At 72.3% G+C, this 17415-nt stretch carries 20 protein-coding genes; 6 read left to right on the top strand and 14 right to left on the bottom strand.

Annotated features, from left to right (window positions below; translation table 11 throughout):
• Positions 1-108 precede the first annotated feature (108 nt).
• Entirely contained in the window at positions 109-492 is a 384-nt protein-coding gene (locus tag ACIRQY_RS24195) for a helix-turn-helix domain-containing protein (RefSeq protein WP_351787285.1), read from the top strand.
• Between the two features lie 274 nt (positions 493-766).
• Here ACIRQY_RS24195 and mutM read toward each other — a convergent pair whose 3' ends face one another.
• From mutM to ACIRQY_RS24150, 9 genes are all read right to left on the bottom strand, one after another.
• Positions 767-1630: a bifunctional DNA-formamidopyrimidine glycosylase/DNA-(apurinic or apyrimidinic site) lyase gene (mutM, locus tag ACIRQY_RS24190; RefSeq protein ID WP_403929101.1), complete on the bottom strand. Its 864-nt coding sequence runs from the start codon at positions 1628-1630 to the stop codon at positions 767-769.
• 125 nt (positions 1631-1755) lie between these two features.
• Positions 1756-2568 carry a ribonuclease III gene (rnc, locus tag ACIRQY_RS24185; protein WP_403929099.1) on the bottom strand — a complete coding sequence of 271 codons (813 nt, stop codon included), beginning with the start codon at positions 2566-2568 and terminating at the stop codon, positions 1756-1758.
• A gap of 20 nt (positions 2569-2588) precedes the next feature.
• A complete protein-coding gene (rpmF, locus tag ACIRQY_RS24180) occupies positions 2589-2762 on the bottom strand; it encodes a 50S ribosomal protein L32 (protein WP_015036448.1) in 174 nt (57 codons plus the stop codon).
• A 2-nt stretch (positions 2763-2764) separates the two neighbouring features.
• Positions 2765-3385, bottom strand: a complete 621-nt coding sequence (locus ACIRQY_RS24175; protein ID WP_403929096.1) for a YceD family protein — start codon at positions 3383-3385, stop codon at positions 2765-2767.
• A gap of 191 nt (positions 3386-3576) precedes the next feature.
• Positions 3577-4650: a cell division initiation protein gene (locus ACIRQY_RS24170; protein ID WP_403929093.1), complete on the bottom strand. Its 1074-nt coding sequence runs from the start codon at positions 4648-4650 to the stop codon at positions 3577-3579.
• 110 nt (positions 4651-4760) lie between these two features.
• A complete protein-coding gene (coaD, locus tag ACIRQY_RS24165; protein WP_351787367.1) occupies positions 4761-5240 on the bottom strand; it encodes a pantetheine-phosphate adenylyltransferase in 480 nt (159 codons plus the stop codon).
• A 26-nt stretch (positions 5241-5266) separates the two neighbouring features.
• Positions 5267-5851, bottom strand: a complete 585-nt coding sequence (gene rsmD, locus ACIRQY_RS24160; protein ID WP_351787300.1) for a 16S rRNA (guanine(966)-N(2))-methyltransferase RsmD — start codon at positions 5849-5851, stop codon at positions 5267-5269.
• Between the two features lie 89 nt (positions 5852-5940).
• Positions 5941-8130: an ATP-dependent DNA helicase RecG gene (gene recG / locus ACIRQY_RS24155; RefSeq protein WP_403929090.1), complete on the bottom strand. Its 2190-nt coding sequence runs from the start codon at positions 8128-8130 to the stop codon at positions 5941-5943.
• 40 nt (positions 8131-8170) lie between these two features.
• A complete protein-coding gene (locus tag ACIRQY_RS24150; protein ID WP_403929087.1) occupies positions 8171-9889 on the bottom strand; it encodes a DAK2 domain-containing protein in 1719 nt (572 codons plus the stop codon).
• Positions 9890-10125: 236 nt separating this feature from the next.
• Between ACIRQY_RS24150 and rpmB the strand changes: the two genes are divergently transcribed.
• Positions 10126-10311 (top strand): 50S ribosomal protein L28, encoded by a 186-nt coding sequence (gene rpmB, locus ACIRQY_RS24145; RefSeq protein ID WP_003957616.1) that lies wholly within the window; start codon positions 10126-10128, stop codon positions 10309-10311.
• A 149-nt stretch (positions 10312-10460) separates the two neighbouring features.
• Here rpmB and thiD read toward each other — a convergent pair whose 3' ends face one another.
• Complete coding sequence (thiD, locus tag ACIRQY_RS24140; protein WP_351787309.1) at positions 10461-11261, bottom strand: bifunctional hydroxymethylpyrimidine kinase/phosphomethylpyrimidine kinase; 801 nt, start codon at positions 11259-11261, stop codon at positions 10461-10463.
• Entirely contained in the window at positions 11258-12220 is a 963-nt protein-coding gene (locus ACIRQY_RS24135; RefSeq protein WP_073819075.1) for a thiamine-phosphate kinase, read from the bottom strand. The genes thiD and ACIRQY_RS24135 overlap by 4 nt, the downstream gene beginning before the upstream one ends.
• A gap of 233 nt (positions 12221-12453) precedes the next feature.
• Here ACIRQY_RS24135 and ACIRQY_RS24130 point away from each other — a divergent pair, with 233 nt between their 5' ends.
• Both ACIRQY_RS24130 and ACIRQY_RS24125 read left to right on the top strand, forming a co-directional pair.
• Entirely contained in the window at positions 12454-12687 is a 234-nt protein-coding gene (locus ACIRQY_RS24130) for an Lrp/AsnC family transcriptional regulator (RefSeq protein WP_189949729.1), read from the top strand.
• Positions 12688-12710: 23 nt separating this feature from the next.
• Positions 12711-13190 carry a DUF3515 domain-containing protein gene (locus ACIRQY_RS24125; protein WP_351787370.1) on the top strand — a complete coding sequence of 160 codons (480 nt, stop codon included), beginning with the start codon at positions 12711-12713 and terminating at the stop codon, positions 13188-13190.
• 33 nt (positions 13191-13223) lie between these two features.
• On the opposite strand, the gene ACIRQY_RS24120 is transcribed toward ACIRQY_RS24125, so the two are convergent.
• The 3 genes from ACIRQY_RS24120 to ACIRQY_RS24110 all read right to left on the bottom strand — a co-directional run bounded on the left by ACIRQY_RS24120 (position 13224) and on the right by ACIRQY_RS24110 (position 16210).
• Entirely contained in the window at positions 13224-14363 is a 1140-nt protein-coding gene (locus ACIRQY_RS24120; protein WP_403929083.1) for a D-alanine--D-alanine ligase family protein, read from the bottom strand.
• A 96-nt stretch (positions 14364-14459) separates the two neighbouring features.
• Positions 14460-15461 carry an NAD(P)H-dependent glycerol-3-phosphate dehydrogenase gene (locus tag ACIRQY_RS24115; protein WP_351787315.1) on the bottom strand — a complete coding sequence of 334 codons (1002 nt, stop codon included), beginning with the start codon at positions 15459-15461 and terminating at the stop codon, positions 14460-14462.
• Positions 15458-16210 (bottom strand): lysophospholipid acyltransferase family protein, encoded by a 753-nt coding sequence (locus tag ACIRQY_RS24110; RefSeq protein ID WP_351787318.1) that lies wholly within the window; start codon positions 16208-16210, stop codon positions 15458-15460. The genes ACIRQY_RS24115 and ACIRQY_RS24110 overlap by 4 nt, the downstream gene beginning before the upstream one ends.
• 117 nt (positions 16211-16327) lie before the next feature.
• On the opposite strand from ACIRQY_RS24110, the gene cofC reads away from it, so the two are divergent.
• Entirely contained in the window at positions 16328-17002 is a 675-nt protein-coding gene (gene cofC / locus ACIRQY_RS24105; RefSeq protein ID WP_403929079.1) for a 2-phospho-L-lactate guanylyltransferase, read from the top strand.
• Between the two features lie 10 nt (positions 17003-17012).
• A complete protein-coding gene (locus ACIRQY_RS24100; protein WP_351787324.1) occupies positions 17013-17222 on the top strand; it encodes a hypothetical protein in 210 nt (69 codons plus the stop codon).
• Positions 17223-17415: the final 193 nt, after the last annotated feature.

The following is a 17415-nucleotide window of genomic DNA, read 5'->3' as shown; positions in this document are numbered from 1 at the left end:
GAGATCGGCGGGGTGATGACCGAAAGCAAAGCACTAACTTTTCGATAGCGCAAGCCATGAGATAGCGCCATCATGGCGGTAAGCGCTGTACGGGAGTACGGTGGGGGCATGACTGACGACCTCGCCTACGACGTGTTCGCGCGGGCCTGTCCCTCGCGCGGAGCCCTGGAACACGTGACGGGCCGCTGGGGCAGCCTGACCCTGGGCGCCCTGTACGACGGGACGTTCCGCTTCAACGAACTGCGGCGCCGGGTCGACGGCGTGAGCGAGAAGATGCTGTCGCAGACCCTCCAGGCACTGGAGCGCGACGGACTCGTCCACCGGGAGGCGCAGCCGACGAACCCGCCCCGGGTCGACTACCGGCTCACCCCGCTCGGCCGCGAGATCGCGGAACGCCTGATCGGTCTGATCGAGCTGGTCGAGGGCCGGATGCCCCAGGTCGAGGCGGCCAGGGAGAGCTACGACACGGAGCGCGCGACGGCCTCGGTCTGAGTCTCGGGAGCGGGCCGCGAGGTCCCTGGGAACGAGAAGTGCCCGAGAGGCTGACCTGCCTCTCGGGCACTCGGGCTCTCGGGCGCGCCTCAGGGGCCGAGGAAGGCCCGGCGGCCTGATGAACGCTCGGGTCGAGAAGGGTGCGACGACCCCATGAGGGATCGGGTCCGATGAAGGCTCGGGCGGCCGGAAGACGACCCGGAAGCCGAAGAGCGCCGGGGCCGTCGGTCGAAGCGCGCCCCAGCCGGCCGGTCCGGTCGGGCGGGCCCGCCCGTCAGCCCGTCGTCGGGCGGGGCGGGCGCTGGCAGCGGGGGCAGAAGTAGCTGGAGCGGTTCATCCAGGGACGGCGGCGCATCGGCGTACCGCAGCGGTGGCAGGGCTCGTCCTCGCGTCCGTACGCGTCGAGCGAGCGGTCGAAGTAGCCCGACTCCCCGTTGACGTTCACATAGAGGCTGTCGAAGCTGGTGCCACCGGCGTCGAGGGCGGCGTTCATCACGTCCCGGACGTGTCCGAGCAGTTCGGCCGAGCGCGGACGGGTCAGGGTGGCCGTCGGACGGTCGTAGTGCAGCCGGGCCCGCCAGAGCGCCTCGTCGGCGTAGATGTTGCCGACGCCGCTGATCAGGGACTGGTCGAGGAGCGCCCGCTTGACGGTGGTGCGCCGCAGCCGCAGCGCGCCCTGGAAGGCGTCGTCGTCGAACTCCGGGTCCAGCGGGTCGCGGGCGATGTGCCCGATGACGTCCGGAAGCCCGTCGGGCGTCTGGTCGTGCAGCGAGAGACCGCCGAAGGTCCGCTGGTCGACGAAGCGCAGCTCGGTGCCGTCGGAGTCGTCGAAGCGGACCCGGACGCGCAGGTGCTTCTCGTCGGCGGAGTCCTCCGGCTGGACGAGCAGCTGACCGCTCATGCCGAGGTGCCCGAGGACGGCGGTGCCGGAGTCGGCGAGCGGCAGCCAGAGGTACTTGCCGCGCCGCCTGGCCGCCTCGAACCGCTGTCCCGTCAGCCGGGCGGCGAAGTCCGGGCCGCCCGCCACGTGCCGCCGGACGGCCCTGGGGTGCAGGACCTCGACCTCGGTCACGGTCCGCCCGGCGACCCAGCGCTCCAGTCCGCGCCGGACGACCTCGACCTCGGGCAGCTCGGGCACGGGACTCCTCCGGACGTCTTCGGATCGGACTGCCAGCGTACCGCCGGGGGATCACCCGCGAGGCCCGGTGAGAACGCGGAAACCCCGCCCTGGGGCGGGGTTTCCGGGAAGCGAGGGACCGGCCGTCAGGCCGATGCCCGGTGGGGGGCCGGAGAGGAGGTGGTGCCCTCCGCCGGTCCTGCCTCGGCCGCGGCCTTCGCCGCCGCCGCGCGTGCGTCGGCGGCCGCGTGGATCTCGCGCCACGCGGACTCCGCCGCCTGCTGTTCCGCTTCCTTCTTGCTGCGGCCGGTGCCGGTGCCGTACGAGACACCACCGACGCGGGCGGCAGCAGTAAAGGTCTTCTCGTGGTCCGGGCCCTCTTCGGAGACGAGGTACTCCGGGACACCGAGGCCCTCGGCCGCGGTGAGCTCCTGGAGACTGGTCTTCCAGTCCAGGCCCGCACCGAGGTTCGAGGACTTCTCGATCAGCGGATCGAAGAGCCGGTGCACCAGCTCACCCGCCGCTTCGAGACCCTGGTCGAGATAGACCGCGCCGATCACCGCTTCGAGGGTGTCGGCGAGGATGGACGCCTTGTCCCGGCCACCCGTGCCCTCTTCGCCCCGGCCGAGCCGGATGAAGGAGCCGAGTTCCAGTTCGCGCCCCACGTCCGCCAGCGCACGCGAGTTGACCACCGCGGCCCGCAGTTTGGCCAGCTGGCCTTCCGGCAGGTCGGGGTGAGTGCGGTACAGCGTGTCCGTGACCACCAGGCCGAGCACGGAGTCCCCGAGGAACTCCAGCCGCTCGTTGGTGGGCAGACCGCCGTTCTCGTACGCGAAGGAACGATGGGTCAGCGCACGCACCAGAAGGGCGGACTCGAGCCGATAGCCGAGCCGCCCTTCCAGAAGCGTGTGGGACGAGGCATGGTCCGTCTTGTCGTCCGTCTTGCGGGACTCAGACATTGCGCCTCTCACCAGCCCAATCAGACCGAGAGGACCTGGCGCTTGTTGTAGGTGCCGCAGCTCGGGCACGCGATGTGCTGGAGCTTCGGCTCCTGGCAACGCTCACACGAAACCAGGGTGGGGACCGCAGCCTTCCACTGCGACCGGCGGTGGCGCGTGTTGCTGCGCGACATCTTCCGCTTCGGAACAGCCACGGCTACTTCTCCTGCTTCTCGGCGGCGCTTCGGACGTCCCCGTCAGAGGCTTTGCCGCTCATGTTGTCCTTCTCATCGGTTCCGAGCGAACCGGCGAGTCCCTGCAGTGCCGCCCAACGGATGTCGACGGCGTCATGGTGGTGGTCCGGGTTCTCGTTCAGGCTGGCTCCGCACTGGGAACACAGACCCGCACAGTCCTCCCGGCACACCGGCTGCATCGGCAGTGCGAGCACCACCGCATCACGCAGCATGGGTTCGAGGTCGAACATGCCGTCCTCGAGGGGGGTCATGCTCTCGTCTTCCTCGGCTTCGTCGTCCGCGACCGCCTTCGAGCGGCCCCGGTCGTCGGAGTCGGGGTACGAGAACATCTCCTGGAAGTCCACGTCGAGATCGAGCTCGACGGGCTCCAGACACCTTACGCACTCCCCCTCGGCCGATGCACGGGCGGTGCCTGTGACAAGCACCCCTTCCATGACCGACTCAAGACGGAGATCGATGTCGACCGAAGAGCCCTCGGGCACTCCGATCACTCCCTCGACGCCGAGGTCCTGGGGGGCCTCGATCGAACGCGAGAGCCGCTGGAGGGAGCCAGGACGCCGCCCCAGCTCGTGTGTGTCGAACACGAGGGGGTTGCGGTGGTCGAGGCGCGTGCTCAGGGCTCTTCCTGCTTTCGGATCGTGCTGCGTCGGGGGGAGGCTGCCGAACGTGGGCAGCGTGGATCGCGGAATACGCGCGACCGAAGAGCCAGGATACTGGACGCTTCGCCCAGGGCCCAATCGGGGGCTTGCGCCCCCCGATGTCCCTTTGCGGCCGGTCAGTGCCCCTGCTCGTACCGGCGCAGCTGCTCCAGATCGATCATGCCGGTGTCGAAGAAGCTGGTCTCGTCGAGCCCCCCGTTCTGCTGGGGCTGCTGGTGCTGCGGGTGCTGCTGGCCGGGCTGCTGGTAGGCGGCGTAGGGGTCCTGCTGGGGGTAGCCGTACGGGTCGGCCTGCTGCGGCTGCTGGTAGGCGTAGGGGTCGGCCTGCGGTACCTGCTGCGGGTATCCGTACGGATCGGCCTGCGGGACCTGCTGCTGCGGCATCTGCTGGTAGGCGTACGGGTCGGACTCCGGGGCCTGCTGCCGGTCCCGCGTCCTGGCCGGGACGCGGCCCGGCTCGGGGTCCGCGAGCTCCGCGAGTCCGGCCAGGTAGTCGGCGTCGCTGGTGTGCGTGGAGCCGCCGAGGCCGTCCTGCGCGGCCATGTGCTCGCCGAGGTCGTCGCTGGCGATCCGGCCGTGCAGCTTCTGCCGGCCCCGGCCGACGGCCTCCAGGGTCGTGCTGAGGACCGCCTCGAAGGCGCCGAGCTTGGCGTCCACGTACGCGTCGGCCCGGTGGATCAGGGTCTGGGGGTCGGAGCTGTGCTCCGGGGCGTCCTCGTCCGCGTAACCGTCCGGGTCGAGGCCCGGACCCCGGCCGAGGAGCTTCTCGCGGCCCCGGTCGACCGAGCCGATCGTCTTGTTGAGGACGACCTCGAAGTTGGCGAGCTTGGAGTCGACGTAGTCGTCGGCCTCGGCGCGGACCTCCTCGGCCTCGCGGCGGGCCTCGGAGAGGATGCGGTCGGCCTCCCCCTGCGACAGCCGGGCGACCTGGGTGTCGGAGACGATCGAGCCCCGCTCGGCGTGGGCGGCCTCGATGATCCGGTCGGCCTCCTGGCGGGCCTGCTCGACCACCTGCTCGCGGCCCCCGATCAGCTCCTGGGCCTGGGCGAGGGAGCCGGGCAGGGCCTCCCTGACCTCTTCGAGCAGGGCGAGCAGCTCGGCCCGGTTGACCACGCAGGATGCCGACATCGGCATGGAGCGGGCGCCCTGCACGGTCGCGACGATCTCGTCGAGCTTCTTCTGCACGTCCACCTGGTGCTCGCCACTCTCTACAGCTGGATGGAGACGGACGGGACGACTGTAAGGGCAGTCGGCGCCCGCCCGACACCAGGTGACGGAGCGTCAGCGGGGGTGGCCGCGCGTCACTTCCGCGTCAGGCGCTCGGTGAGGTGCCCCAGGACCGTCGGCGGGACCAGGTGGGAGACGTCACCGCCCCAGGCGGCGACCTCCTTGACCAGCGAGGAGGAGAGGAAGCTGTACGTGGGGTTGGTGGGGACGAACAGGGTCTCCACGCCCGTGAGGCCGTTGTTCATCTGCGCCATCTGCAGCTCGTAGTCGAAGTCGCTGACGGCCCGCAGGCCCTTCACGATGGCGGGGATGTCCCGCTGCTTGCAGAAGTCGACGAGGAGTCCGTGGAAGGACTCCACCTCGACGTTGCCGAAGTCGGCGGTCACCTCGCGGATCAGCTCGATCCGCTCGTCGACCGTGAACAGGCCCTTCTTCGACTGGTTGATCATCACCGCGACGTGGACGACGTCGTAGAGCTTGGAGGCTCGGGCGATGATGTCGAGGTGTCCGTTGGTGATGGGGTCGAATGACCCCGGACAGACGGCGCGGCGCAATGTGGGTCCCTCGCTCTCCGGTCCGGTCATCGTGCGTCTTCGCACGTGGGGGCGGCGCGACCGTACCAAAACGTTCCCTCGCCGTAGCGACGGGCCCGCAGTGGCTCGAAGCCGTCGGGCCAGCCGAACTCCCCGCCCCTGGTGCTGCGCTCCACGGTGACGAGGGCGTCGTCGGTGAGCCAGCCCCCCGCGCGGAGTGTGAGGAGGATCTCGCGCAGCTCCTCGTCGGAGACCGCGTACGGCGGGTCGAGGAAGACCAGGTCGTACGGCTCGGCCGGGGCCGGTCCCGCCGCGATCTGCTCGGCCCGGCCGCTGCGGGCCTCGGCGCCGGGCAGCCCCAGCGACCGCACGTTCTCCCGGATCGTCTTCGCCGCGCGCGGCTCCGCCTCGACGAGCAGGGCGTGGGCGGCGCCCCGGGAGAGCGCTTCGAGGCCGACGGCGCCGGAGCCCGCGTACAGATCGGCGACCCTGGCTCCGGTGAGGCTCCCGAGGAACGCCTCCCAGGTGGAGAAGAGCCCCTCGCGCGCCCGGTCGGAGGTGGGTCGGGTGCCGTTGCCCGGCGGTACGGCCAGGCGCCGCCCGCCGGCCGTACCGGCGATCACGCGGGTCATCGTGTCCTCGTCTTCCCTGAGGGGGTGCCTACGCCCCGGGTCTTCCCTGAGCGGGTGCTCACACCCCAGCTTATGGCCGCCCGCCGTGGTCAGCCCTTCTCCAGGTACTCCTCCCGGTCCTTGTCGAGCAGGGCGTCCAGCGCGGTCCGCAGCGCCGGGTGGGCGGCGAGGTCCGGGTCGGCGAGGACCAGCGCGGTGGCCTCCTCGCGGGCGGCGGCGATGACCTCCTCGTCGTCGATGACGGTGAGGACCCGCAGCGAGGAGCGGACGCCGGACTGGGCCTGGCCCAGGACGTCGCCCTCCCGGCGCTGCTCCAGGTCGATCCGGGACAGCTCGAAGCCGTCGAGGGTGGAGGCGACGGCGCCGAGCCGCTGCCGGGCCGGGCTCGCCCCGGGCATCTCGGTGACCAGCAGGCACAGGCCGGGGGCCGAGCCCCGGCCGACCCGGCCGCGCAGCTGGTGGAGCTGGGAGACGCCGAACCGGTCCGCGTCCATGATCACCATGGCGGTGGCGTTGGGCACGTTCACGCCGACCTCGATGACGGTGGTGGCGATGAGGACGTCCAGCTCGCCCGCGCCGAAGCGGCGCATCACGCCGTCCTTGTCGTCGGGGTGCATCCGGCCGTGCAGGACGGCGATCCGGAGCCCGGCGAGGGGTCCCGCGCCCAGCTTCTCCGCCATGTCGAGGACGGCGAGCGGGGGCCGCTTCTCGGCCTCGTCCCCGGCCAGACCGGCCTTCTTCTTCTGGTCCTCCTCGTCGCCGATGCGGGGACACACCACGTACGCCTGGTGCCCCTTGGCGACCTCCTCGCGGACCCGCTCCCAGGCGCGGACGAGGAAGTGGGGTTTGTCGGCGGCGGGGACGACATGGCTGGCGATCGGGGAGCGTCCGGCGGGCAGCTGGTCCAGGACGGAGGTCTCCAGGTCGCCGAAGACCGTCATGGCGACCGTCCGGGGAATGGGGGTGGCGGTCATCACGAGGAGGTGCGGGGGCTGCTTGCCCTTGCCCCGCAGGGCGTCCCGCTGCTCGACGCCGAAGCGGTGCTGTTCGTCGACGACGACCAGGCCCAGGTCGTGGAACAGGACCTTGTCCTCGATGAGGGCGTGGGTGCCGATGACGAGGCCCGCCTCGCCGGTGACCAGGTCGAGGAGGGCCTGGCGGCGGGCGGCGGTGCCCATCGAGCCGGTGAGCAGGACGACCTTGGTGGCCCGCTCGGCGCCGCCGAGCATGCCCCCCTCGGCCAGCTCGCCCATCATCTCGGTGACCGAGCGGTGGTGCTGCTGGGCGAGGACCTCGGTGGGAGCGAGGAGGGCGGCCTGTCCCCCGGAGTCGACGACGGCGAGCATGGCGCGCAGCGCGACCATCGTCTTTCCCGAGCCGACCTCGCCCTGGAGGAGCCGGTGCATGGGGTGCTCGGTGGCGAGGTCGTCGAAGATCTCGCGGGAGACCTTGGTCTGGCCGTCGGTGAGGGTGAAGGGGAGCTTGGCGTCGAAGGCGTCGAGGATGCCGTCGGGGGCGGGGCGGCGGGCGACGGCGGGCAGTTGGGTGTCGGCGTGGCGGCGGCGGGCCAGGGCGACCTGGAGGACGAAGGCCTCGTCCCACTTGAGCCGGTCCCGGGCGGCCGCGATGTCGGCCTTGGTACGGGGGCGGTGGATCAGCCGCAGGGATTCGGGGAGTTCGGCCAGGCCACGGCCCTCGCGGAGCGCGTCGGGGAGCGGATCGACGGCGTCGGCGGCGCTCGGCAGGACCGCGTCGACGGCCTTGGCGATCTTCCAGGACTCCAGTCTGGTGGTGGCCGGGTAGATCGGGATGAGGGCGCCCGCCCAGACGTCCACGGACTGTTCTCCGTCGCCGCGCAGGAGTTCGTACGCGGGGTGGGCGAGCTGGAGGCGCCGGTTGAAGAGCGACACCTTGCCGGAGAACATCGCGCGGGTGCCGGGCAGCAGGTCCTGGTGCGGTTTGTGCACGCCCTTGCCGAAGAAGACCAGCTGGAGGCGGCCGCTGCCGTCGGTGATGGTCACTTCGAGGCGCTGGCCGCGCCCCTTGGAGCCGTTGAAGGTGAGGACACGGGCGTCGGCGACCTGGGCGACCACGGTGACGTGCTCGTCGAGCGGCAGGTCGGAGAGGGTGGTCAGCTCGCCCCGCTCGGCGTACCGGCGGGGGTAGTGGTGGAGCAGGTCACCGACCGTGTGCAGGCCGAGGGCCTCGGCCATGACCTTGGCGGTGGCGGGGCCGAGGGACTTCTTGAGTGGTTCGTCGAACGCGGGCACGCGTTCCATTGCACACCACGGCACCGACAGGCGCGTCCGACACGGCGTCTCACTCCACGCCGATGAGCAGCGGCGGGGCTCCGGCGCCCGCGTGGTAGGTGGTGGTGTCGACGGCCAGGTAGCCGCGCCTGACGTGGTGTTCGAGGTCGGGGGCGAGGCCGGGCGGGGTGTCGTCGGCGACGACGAGGGTGACGAGTTCCCCACCGGCGGAGAGCATCCGGTCGAGGACGGTACGGGCGGTCTCGGTGAGGTCCTTGCCGATGACGGCGACATCGCCCTCGATGAGCCCGAGGACGTCGCCCGCCTGGCAGACGCCGGCCGAGGTGAAGGAGCGGTGTTCGGCGACGGCGAGTTCCGCGTAGCGGGTGGCTCCGGCGGCGGCGGTCATGGCGACGACGTCCTCGTCGAAGCGCCGGTCGGGTTCGTGGACGGCGAGGGCGGCGATGCCCTGGACGGCGGCCCGGGTGGGGATGAGGGCGACGCGGATGCCTTCGGCCCTGGCGCGTTCGGCGGCTTCGGCGGCGGTGCCGCGCAGGTCGGTGTCGTTGGGCAGGAGGACGACCTCGCGGGCGTGGGCGCGGCGGATGGCGTCGAGGAGTTCGTCGCCCTCGGGGACTTCGCCGGGCCGGGTCCGCACGGTGGTGGCGCCCGCCTCGGCGCAGAGTCCGGCGAGGCCCTCGCCGGGGACGACGGCGACGACCGCGCGCTGGGCGCGTTCGGTGCGTTCGGTGCGGCCGGGCGTGGTGGCGGCGTCGGCGGCGAAGTGACTGATGCGGATGCGGTGGGGGCGGCCCGCCTCGACGCCCGCCTCGACGGCGGCTCCGGGGTCGTCGACGTGGACGTGGACGTTCCACAGGCCGTCGCCGCCGACGACGACGAGGGAGTCGCCCAGGGCGTCGAGCCGGGCCCGCAGCAGGGCGACGGCGTCGTCGTCGGCCTCCAGGAGGTAGATGACCTCGTAGGCGGGGCCGTCCTCGGGGAGGCACGTCCCGTCGGGTGCGGGACCGAGGCCGGGCGCCGGGCCCGGGGCGCCGCCGGGGGACCGTACGGCTCCACTGTCCGGCACGGCCCGTACGTCTCCGGTGACCGGTGCGGCCCGTACGGCTCCGGTGTCCGCCGCGGGCGGCTGCGGGGTCCCGCCCGTGACGGTCTCCACGAGGGCGCCGAGGACGGCGACGAGTCCCCGGCCGCCCGCGTCGACGACTCCGGCGCGGGCGAGGACGTCGAGCTGGCCGGAGGTGGCGGCGAGGGCGGTCGAGGCGCCCGCGTGGGCGGCCCTGGCCACCTGGGCGAGGGGGCCGCCGCCCGCGCAGGCGACGGCCGCCGCGGCGGCGACGGTGAGGATGGTGCCGTCCACCGGGCGGGCGACGGCCTGCCGGGCGGCGGCGGCGGCCTCGGCGAGGGCGCGGGCGAGGTGATCCCCGTCACCTCCCTCGGCGAGGACCCCGGCCATACCGCGCAGGAGCTGGGAGAGGATGGTGCCGGAGTTGCCCCGGGCGCCGAGCAGGGCGCCGTGGGCCATGGCCCGCGCGGTCTCGGCGGTGTCGGGCGCGGAGGCCGCGAAGACGGCTTCGACGGCCTGGTGGGCGGCTTCCGCCGTGAGGTAGAGATTGGTGCCGGTGTCCCCGTCCGCGACGGGGTAGACGTTGATCGCGTCGATCTCCTCGCGCTCCCTGCCGAGGGCGTCCAGCGTCCGCGCGGACCAGGTCCTGAGCGCCGCTGCGTCGAGCTCGGCGAGCTCCTCGGAGGGCTGAAGGGCTCGCGGCAACGGGGGTCCTCCTTGGGCGGTGAGCTCACCGCAGGGTAGACCCGGGGTGCCCCTCCGGTGACCGGGGCCCGGGGCGAGGTCCACGCAGACCATGGTAGTTTCGTTCCACCGAGGCAGGCGTTGTATGCTGCTTCGGTTGCCCGGTCCACACCGGGCCGTTCCCCGGCAAGCCACTTCAGACTCCTGATTCCGGTGCGCCGGATTTCACTGTAATTCTGAAGTCTTTGGAGTGACCCGTGGCTGCCAACTGCGACGTCTGCGGCAAGGGGCCGGGCTTCGGCAACAACATTTCGCACTCGCACCGCCGTACGTCCCGTCGCTGGAACCCGAACATCCAGCGCGTGCGTGCCGTGGTCGGTCGGACGCCGAAGCGGCTCAACGTCTGCACCTCGTGCATCAAGGCCGGCAAGGTCTCGCGCTAATTGCGACGTTCTGTCGTAGCGCAGCCCCTGCGGTTGCCTTGAAAGGCCGGTTCACCTAGGTGAACCGGCCTTTTGCCGTACCCGGATCCCTTGCCGTACCCGGAGCCGGGTGAGCGGACGGCCCCCGGTGCCGGAGGGCCGTCCGGTCCTCAGCTCCTGAAGCGCCAGCCGTGGTCGACCGGGCCGATCCCCGCCCCCAGGGCGAACCCGGCGCCTATGGCCCCCGTCACGTACTCCTTGGCCCGTCGTACGGCCTCCGGGACGGCGAGGCCCAGGGCGAGCCCGGCGGCGACCGCCGAGGCGAGGGTGCAGCCGGTCCCGTGGGTGTGCCGGTTGTCGTGGCGCGGGGCGCGCAGCCAGTGCTCCTCGGTGCCGTCGGTGAGCAGGTCGACGGCCTCCCGGCCGGTGGGCAGGTGCCCGCCCTTGATGAGCACCCACTCCGGGCCGTACGAGAGGACCGCCTCGGCCGCGACCCGCAGATCGGCCTCGTACACGACGTGCACGCCGGTGAGCTGTGTCACCTCGTCCAGGTTGGGGGTGGCGACGGTGGCCCTGGGCAGCAGCTTCGTACGGACGGATTCGAGGGCGCTGCCGGGCAGCAGCGGGTCGCCGTGCTTGGAGACGCCGACGGGGTCCACGACGACCGGTGCCGGGGTGTCCGCGAGGAGCGCGGCGACGGTCTCGACGAGTTCGGCCGAGGCCAGCATCCCGGTCTTGACGGCGTGGACGCCGATGTCGTCGACGACGGAACGGTACTGGGCGCGGACGGCGTCCACGGGAAGTTCCCAGACGCCCTGGACGCCCCGGGAATTCTGGGCGGTGACGGCGGTGAGCACGCTCATGCCGTGGACGCCGAGCGCCAGCATCGTCTTGAGGTCGGCCTGGATGCCCGCGCCGCCGCCGGAGTCGGAGCCGGCGACGGTCAGCACCAGCGGCGGCGCGTCGCTCACTCCGTCTCCCCGAAGTGGTCCCAGCCGCCGACGCTGTGCCAGGGCGCGCCGTCGACGGTGACCTGGGGCAGCGCGGAGGGGTTGAGGACCTCGCCGATGACCTTCCAGCGGGCGGGGAGCTTCACGTCGGGCGGGAAGGTGGCCACGATGGCGTGGTCCTCTCCCCCGGTGAGCACCCACTGCATGGGGTCGACGCCGACGGCCTGGCCGATGTCGTTCATCTGGGTGGGGATGTCGATGAGGCCGGAGCGCAGGTCGATGCGGACCTTGCTGGCCTCGGCGATGTGGCCGAGGTCGGCGATGAGGCCGTCGCTGACGTCGCACATGGCGGTGGCACCGAGTCCGGCGGCGGCGGGGCCCGCGTGGTACGGCGGCTCGGGCCTGCGGTGGGCCTCGACGAAGGCGCGCGGGGAGCGGAAGCCCCGGGAGAGGACGGCGTATCCGGCGGCGGACCAGCCGAGCCAGCCGGTGTAGGCGACGACGTCGCCGGGCTGGGCGCCGCCCCGGGTGACCGGGTCGTGGTTGCGGAGGTCGCCGAGGGCGGTGATGGACACCATGATCGTGTCGCCGCGCACGACGTCGCCGCCGACGACGGCGGCGCCCGCGACCTGACATTCGTCGCGCAGGCCGTCCATGAGTTCGGTGGGCCAGGTCACGGGGAGTTCCGCGGGGACGACGAGGCCGAGGAGGAGCGCGGTGGGGACCGCGCCCATGGCGGCGATGTCGGCGAGGTTCTGCGCGGCGGCCTTGCGGCCGACGTCGTACGCCGTCGACCAGTCGCGGCGGAAGTGGCGCCCTTCGAGGAGGATGTCCGTGCTGGCCACCACGCGCCGGTCGGGGGCGGAGACGACCGCGGCGTCGTCACCGGGTCCGATCCGTACCGCCGGGGTGGACGTGAGCCGGGACGTGAGCTCCCTGATGAGCCCGAACTCGCCGAGCTCTCCGACTGTGCCCTTCACCGCGCCTCACCTCGTGTCTTCGTGCCGTCCTGCGGGTGGCGGCGCGTCCGTGCGCGCCGCGGGTCGCGGGCCGGCACCGTGCTGGGTACCGTCAAGTAGACCGTCAACTTCTGTCCTGTGTGCGCCACCGGGTGGGCGCCTCGGGTGGCGCGGGTCTCCCCGTGGCCCGTGGCGACGCGGTACCGTGGCGTCCCTTTCTCCCACAAGATCCTCGTGGTCGCCCTGGAGGTTCCGTGGTTCAGGCGTACATCCTCATCCAGACCGAGGTGGGCAAGGCGTCGTCCGTCGCCGACACCATCTCCAAGATTCCGGGGGTGATCCAGGCGGAGGACGTGACCGGGCCGTACGACGTGATCGTGCGCGCGCAGGCGGACACGGTCGACGACCTCGGCCGCATGGTGGTCGCGAAGGTCCAGCAAGTGGACGGCATCACGCGCACCCTCACCTGCCCGGTCGTTCATCTGTAGCCCCCGTCTACGCTTGGCCGGTGATGTCATCCCACCGGCCCTTCGGCCTGCCCGCCGCCGTCACGGCAGCCGTGCTGCTGTCGGCCGTCACCGGCTGTTCCCCGTCGGACGCCTCGGCTTCCGTCGTGGTGCCCAGTCCTCCGGCGGCCGAGGCCGCCGTCTGCCGGGCCCTGGCGAAGGAGCTGCCGGACACCGTCGCGGGACTCGGACGGAGCGACCCGGAGCCGGGCTCCGAGCTGACCGCCGGTTGGGGTGACGGTGCGATCGTACTGCGCTGTGGGGTCCCCCGGCCCGAAAAGATGAGCGATCCGAAGGCGCGGGCCGTGGAGGCCGACGGTGTGAACTGGATGCTGGAGGACTCCGGGGGGAGCGGGCCGCGTTTCACCTCGACGTACCGCGTGACGTACGTGGAGGTGAGCTTCGGCGAGCGCTTCGCGCACGACGCCACGCCGCTCGCCGACCTGGCTCCGGCCGTGCGGAAGACCGTGCCGTCGAGCCTGTGAGGGCCGTCGGCACGGTCTCCGGGTGGGACCGGGTCAGCGCAGTCCGGTGGAGCGGGTCAGCGCCGCCTGGACGAGCCGGTCGACCAGCTCGGGGTAGCTCACGCCGCTCTCCTGCCACATGCGCGGGTACATGGAGATGGGCGTGAAGCCCGGCATGGTGTTGATCTCGTTGATGACGAAGTCGCCGTCCTCGGTGAGGAAGAAGTCGGCGCGGACCAGGCCCTCGCAGGACACCGCCTCGTAGGCGGCGACGGCGAGGCGCTGGACCTCGGCGGTGGCCTCGTCCCCCAGGGGGGCGGGCACGATGCCGGAGGCCGAGTCGATGTACTTCGCCTCGAAGTCGTAGAAGTCGTGGTCGGTGACCGGCGGGATCTCGGCGGGCACGCTGGCGCGCGGGCCGTCCTCGAACTCCAGGACGCCGCACTCGATCTCCCGGCCGCGCAGCAGCGACTCGACGAGGATCTTCGGGTCGTGGCGGCGGGCCTCCTCGACGGCCTCGTCGAGGCCGGAGAGGTCGTCGACCTTGGTGATGCCCATGGACGAGCCGCCGCGGGCGGGCTTCACGAAGAGCGGCCAGCCGTGCTCGGCGGCGAACTCGACGATCTTCTTGCGGGCCGCGGCCGGGTTCTGCTCCCACTCACGGGGCCGGATGACCTCGTACGGGCCGACGGGCAGGCCGAAGGAGACGAAGACCCGCTTCATGTACTCCTTGTCCTGGCCGACGGCGGAGGCGAGGACGCCCGCGCCGACGTAGGGGACACCGGAGAGCTCCAGGAGGCCCTGGAGGGTGCCGTCCTCGCCGTACGGTCCGTGCAGCACCGGGAAGACCACGTCCACCTCGCCGAGGGCCCTGGGCACGCTGCCCGGCTCGGAGAGGACGACCTCGCGGTTGGCGGGGTCCACGGAGAGGACGACGTCGCCCTTCTCGGACTCGGCCAGGTCGCCGACGTTCGGCAGGGCGCGGTCGGCGATGGCCATGCGCTCCGGGGCGTCGGCGGTGAGCGCCCAGCGCCCGTCCGTCGTGATGCCGATGGGCAGCACGTCGTACTTGTCCCGGTCGATGGCGCTCAGGACGGCGCCCGCCGTGACGACGGAGATGGCGTGCTCGGAGCTGCGGCCGCCGAAGACGACGGCCACGCGCGGCTTGCGGGGGCTCTGGGTGTTCTCGCTCATATCGCGTTGAGAGTACCTTGCGGTTCCCGAACTCCTGAGCGCCCCGCTGCCGCCGCGCGCGTACGGCGCAGTGCCGTGCCGCGCGCCCGGGACCGGTCAGCGGCGCTCGGGCTTGGCGCTGCGGGACATCAGTTCCTTGAGGGCCACGACCGGCGGCTTCCCGTCGTGGACGATGGAGACGACGGTCTCGGTGATGGGCATGTCGACGCCGTGGCGGCGGCCCAGATCGAGCACCGACTCGCAGGACTTGACGCCCTCGGCGGTCTGCCGGGTGGCCGCGATGGTCTCCTGGAGGGTCATCCCCCGGCCGAGGTTGGTGCCGAAGGTGTTGTTCCGGGAGAGCGGCGAGGAGCAGGTGGCGACGAGGTCGCCGAGGCCCGCGAGACCGGAGAAGGTCAGCGGGTCGGCGCCCATGGCGAGGCCCAGCCGGGTGGTCTCGGCGAGGCCCCGGGTGATGAGCGTGGCCTTGGAGTTGTCGCCGAGGCCCATGCCGTTGGCGATGCCGACGGCGAGGCCGATGACGTTCTTCACTGCGCCGCCGAGCTCGCAGCCGACGACGTCGGTGTTGGTGTACGGGCGGAAGTACGGGGTCATGCAGGCGGCCTGGAGCCGCCGGGCGACCGACTCGTCGACGCAGGCGGCGACGGCGGCGGCGGGCTGCCGGCTCGCGATCTCCATGGCCAGGTTGGGTCCGGTGAGGACGGCGACCCGCTCGGCGGGCACGTCCGCGACCTCGATGACGACCTCGCTCATCCGCTTGGCGGTGCCGAGTTCGACGCCCTTCATCAGGGAGACGAGGACGGTGTCGGGGGCCAGCAGCGGGGCCCAGGCGGCGAGGTTGCCGCGGAGGGTCTGGGAGGGGACGACGAGGACGGTGAAGTCCGCGTCCGAGGCGGCCTCCGCCGCGTCGGCGGTGGCCGTGATCCGCCCGGGGAGCTCGACGCCCGGCAGGTAGTCCGGGTTGGTCCGGGTGGCGTTGATCTCCTTCGCGAGTTCGGCGCGGCGGCCCCAGAGGCTCACCTCGCACCCCGCGTCGGCGAGCACCATGGCGAAAGCCGTGCCCCAGGATCCGTTGCCGAAGACAGCTGCCTTGGTCACTTCGTGCCCTCCCCCGCGGCCCTGCGCCGCTGTTCGAGTCGCGCCCTGCGGTGGTCGTACGGCTCGGCGGGAGCCTTCTCGCCGCGAACCTCCTCCAGGAGGGCGGTGATGGCGGCCATGATGGTCTCGGTGGCCTCGCGGAGCACCTCGGGCGTGGGTTCGAGGCCGTCGAAGCGCGAGAGGTCCACGGGCGGACCGGCCTGCACGATCAGCGTCTTGCGGGGGAACAGCCGGAACTTCTTCTCCTCGGCGTACGGCGGCATCGCCAGGTTCGCGCCCCACTGGGCCACCGGGATGACGGGGGCCCGGGTGACCAGCGCGACACGGGCGGCCCCGGTCTTGCCCGCCATGGGCCACATGTCGGGGTCGCGGGTCAGGGTGCCCTCGGGGTAGAAGGCGACGCACTCGCCGCGCTCGACGGCGTCGACGGCGGCGCGGAACGCGTCGAGGGCGTTGGTCGTCTCCCGGTAGACCGGGATCTGGCCGGTGCCGCGCAGCATCATGCCGACGAAGGGCGTCCTGAAGAGGCCGGCCTTGGCGAGGAGGCGGGGGACGCGGCCGGTGTTGTACTGGTAATGCGCGTACGACAGCGGGTCCAGGTAGGAGTTGTGGTTGACGGCGGTGATGAATCCGCCGTCGGCCGGAATGTGCTCCGTTCCGCGCCAGTCCCGGTTGAACAGAACCACCAGGGGGGGTTTGGCGATGACCGCCGCGAGGCGGTACCAGAAGCCGATTCTGCGGCGGGGCACGCGGACACCTTTCTCCGGGACGGGCTGGCAGGGGGTCAAGTGTCGCCCCCCGCTCCTGCTGTGTCGAGTGACACCGTACGCCCCGGACCCTGGGACGGACCGGGTGGGCGGGACAGAATGAATCCGATGAACCCGACGTACCCGACGCACCCGGACGCGGCCGACGGCTGGTCCCTGGTCGTGCCCCTGAAGCCGCTCTCACGGGCGAAGAGCCGCCTGGCCGCGACGGCCGGGGCGCTGCTGCGCCCCCGGCTCGCGCTGGCCTTCGCGGAGGACACGGTGGGCGCGGTCCTCGCCTGTCCGCGGGTACGGGATGTGGCGGTCGTCACGGACGATCCGGCGGCTACGGACGCGCTGGCGGCGCTGGGCGCGCGGATCGTGCCGGACCTTCCGGCGGCGGGGCTCAACGCGGCGCTCGCGCACGGGGTGCGGGCGGTGCGGCTCCGGCGGCCGTGCGCGCGGGTGGCGGCGCTCAACGCGGACCTGCCCGCGCTGCGCCCCGGCGAACTGGCCCGGGTCCTGGACGCGGCCCGGGATTTCCCGAGGGCTTTTCTCGCGGATGCCGCCGAAATAGGTACGACATTCCTCTCGGCGGGTCCGGGAGTGGAATTGGAACCCGCATTCGGAGGCGCGTCGAGGCTTCGGCATTTGTCTTCGGGAGCGAGGGAAATCAGGCTCGCCGGAGTGGATTCCGTACGCCGGGACGTGGACACCGGCGAGGATCTGGCGGCGGCGCAGGCACTGGGGCTCGGTCCCCGGACGTCCGCCAGGTGGCTGCCCGCGGCCGGATAGGCTGCGGTCCATGCAGGCGACCGCGTTCACGTACGACCCCGAGACCCGCAGCGGCAGCGTGCTGCTCGACGACGGCACCCCCGTGGAGTTCGGGGCGGCGGCCTTCGAGGCGGGCGGGCTGCGGCTGCTGCGGCCGGGGCAGCGGGTGCGGATCGAGACCGCGCCGGGGCCCTCGGGGGCCGCCCCGGCGATCACCCTGGTGACACTGCAGACCTTCTGAGCCCCACGGGGGGCCTGCCGACGGCCTTCCCGGGCCTCTCCGGGCTTCGGCCTCCGGCGCACTTCTGACGTACTCCTGACGTACTTCCGAGGTTCTCGCGCGTATTTCCGAGGGCCCTCGGGGTCTGCCGATGCCTTTGTGGGGGCCTGCCGGAGCCTTCGCCAGGGTCCTTCCGCGGCCCGCCGGACGCGCC

It is taken from the genome of Streptomyces sp. NPDC101490 (assembly GCF_044767145.1).
Lineage (GTDB): Bacteria > Actinomycetota > Actinomycetes > Streptomycetales > Streptomycetaceae > Streptomyces.
Note: the sequence above shows the minus strand (reverse complement) of the source record. Positions and strands in the feature narration are given on the sequence as shown.

Bases quoted from the DNA above. Each gene is read 5' to 3' on its own strand.
- rsmD (WP_351787300.1), bottom strand. From the start codon at position 5,851: ATGACCCGCGTGATCGCCGGTACGGCCGGCGGGCGGCGCCTGGCCGTA.
- recG (WP_403929090.1), bottom strand. From the start codon at position 8,130: ATGGAACGCGTGCCCGCGTTCGACGAACCACTCAAGAAGTCCCTCGGC.
- ACIRQY_RS24125 (WP_351787370.1), top strand. From the start codon at position 12,711: ATGTCATCCCACCGGCCCTTCGGCCTGCCCGCCGCCGTCACGGCAGCC.
- ACIRQY_RS24195 (WP_351787285.1), top strand. From the start codon at position 109: ATGACTGACGACCTCGCCTACGACGTGTTCGCGCGGGCCTGTCCCTCG.
- ACIRQY_RS24120 (WP_403929083.1), bottom strand. From the start codon at position 14,363: ATGAGCGAGAACACCCAGAGCCCCCGCAAGCCGCGCGTGGCCGTCGTC.
- ACIRQY_RS24100 (WP_351787324.1), top strand. From the start codon at position 17,013: ATGCAGGCGACCGCGTTCACGTACGACCCCGAGACCCGCAGCGGCAGC.
- cofC (WP_403929079.1), top strand. From the start codon at position 16,328: ATGAATCCGATGAACCCGACGTACCCGACGCACCCGGACGCGGCCGAC.
- rnc (WP_403929099.1), bottom strand. From the start codon at position 2,568: ATGTCTGAGTCCCGCAAGACGGACGACAAGACGGACCATGCCTCGTCC.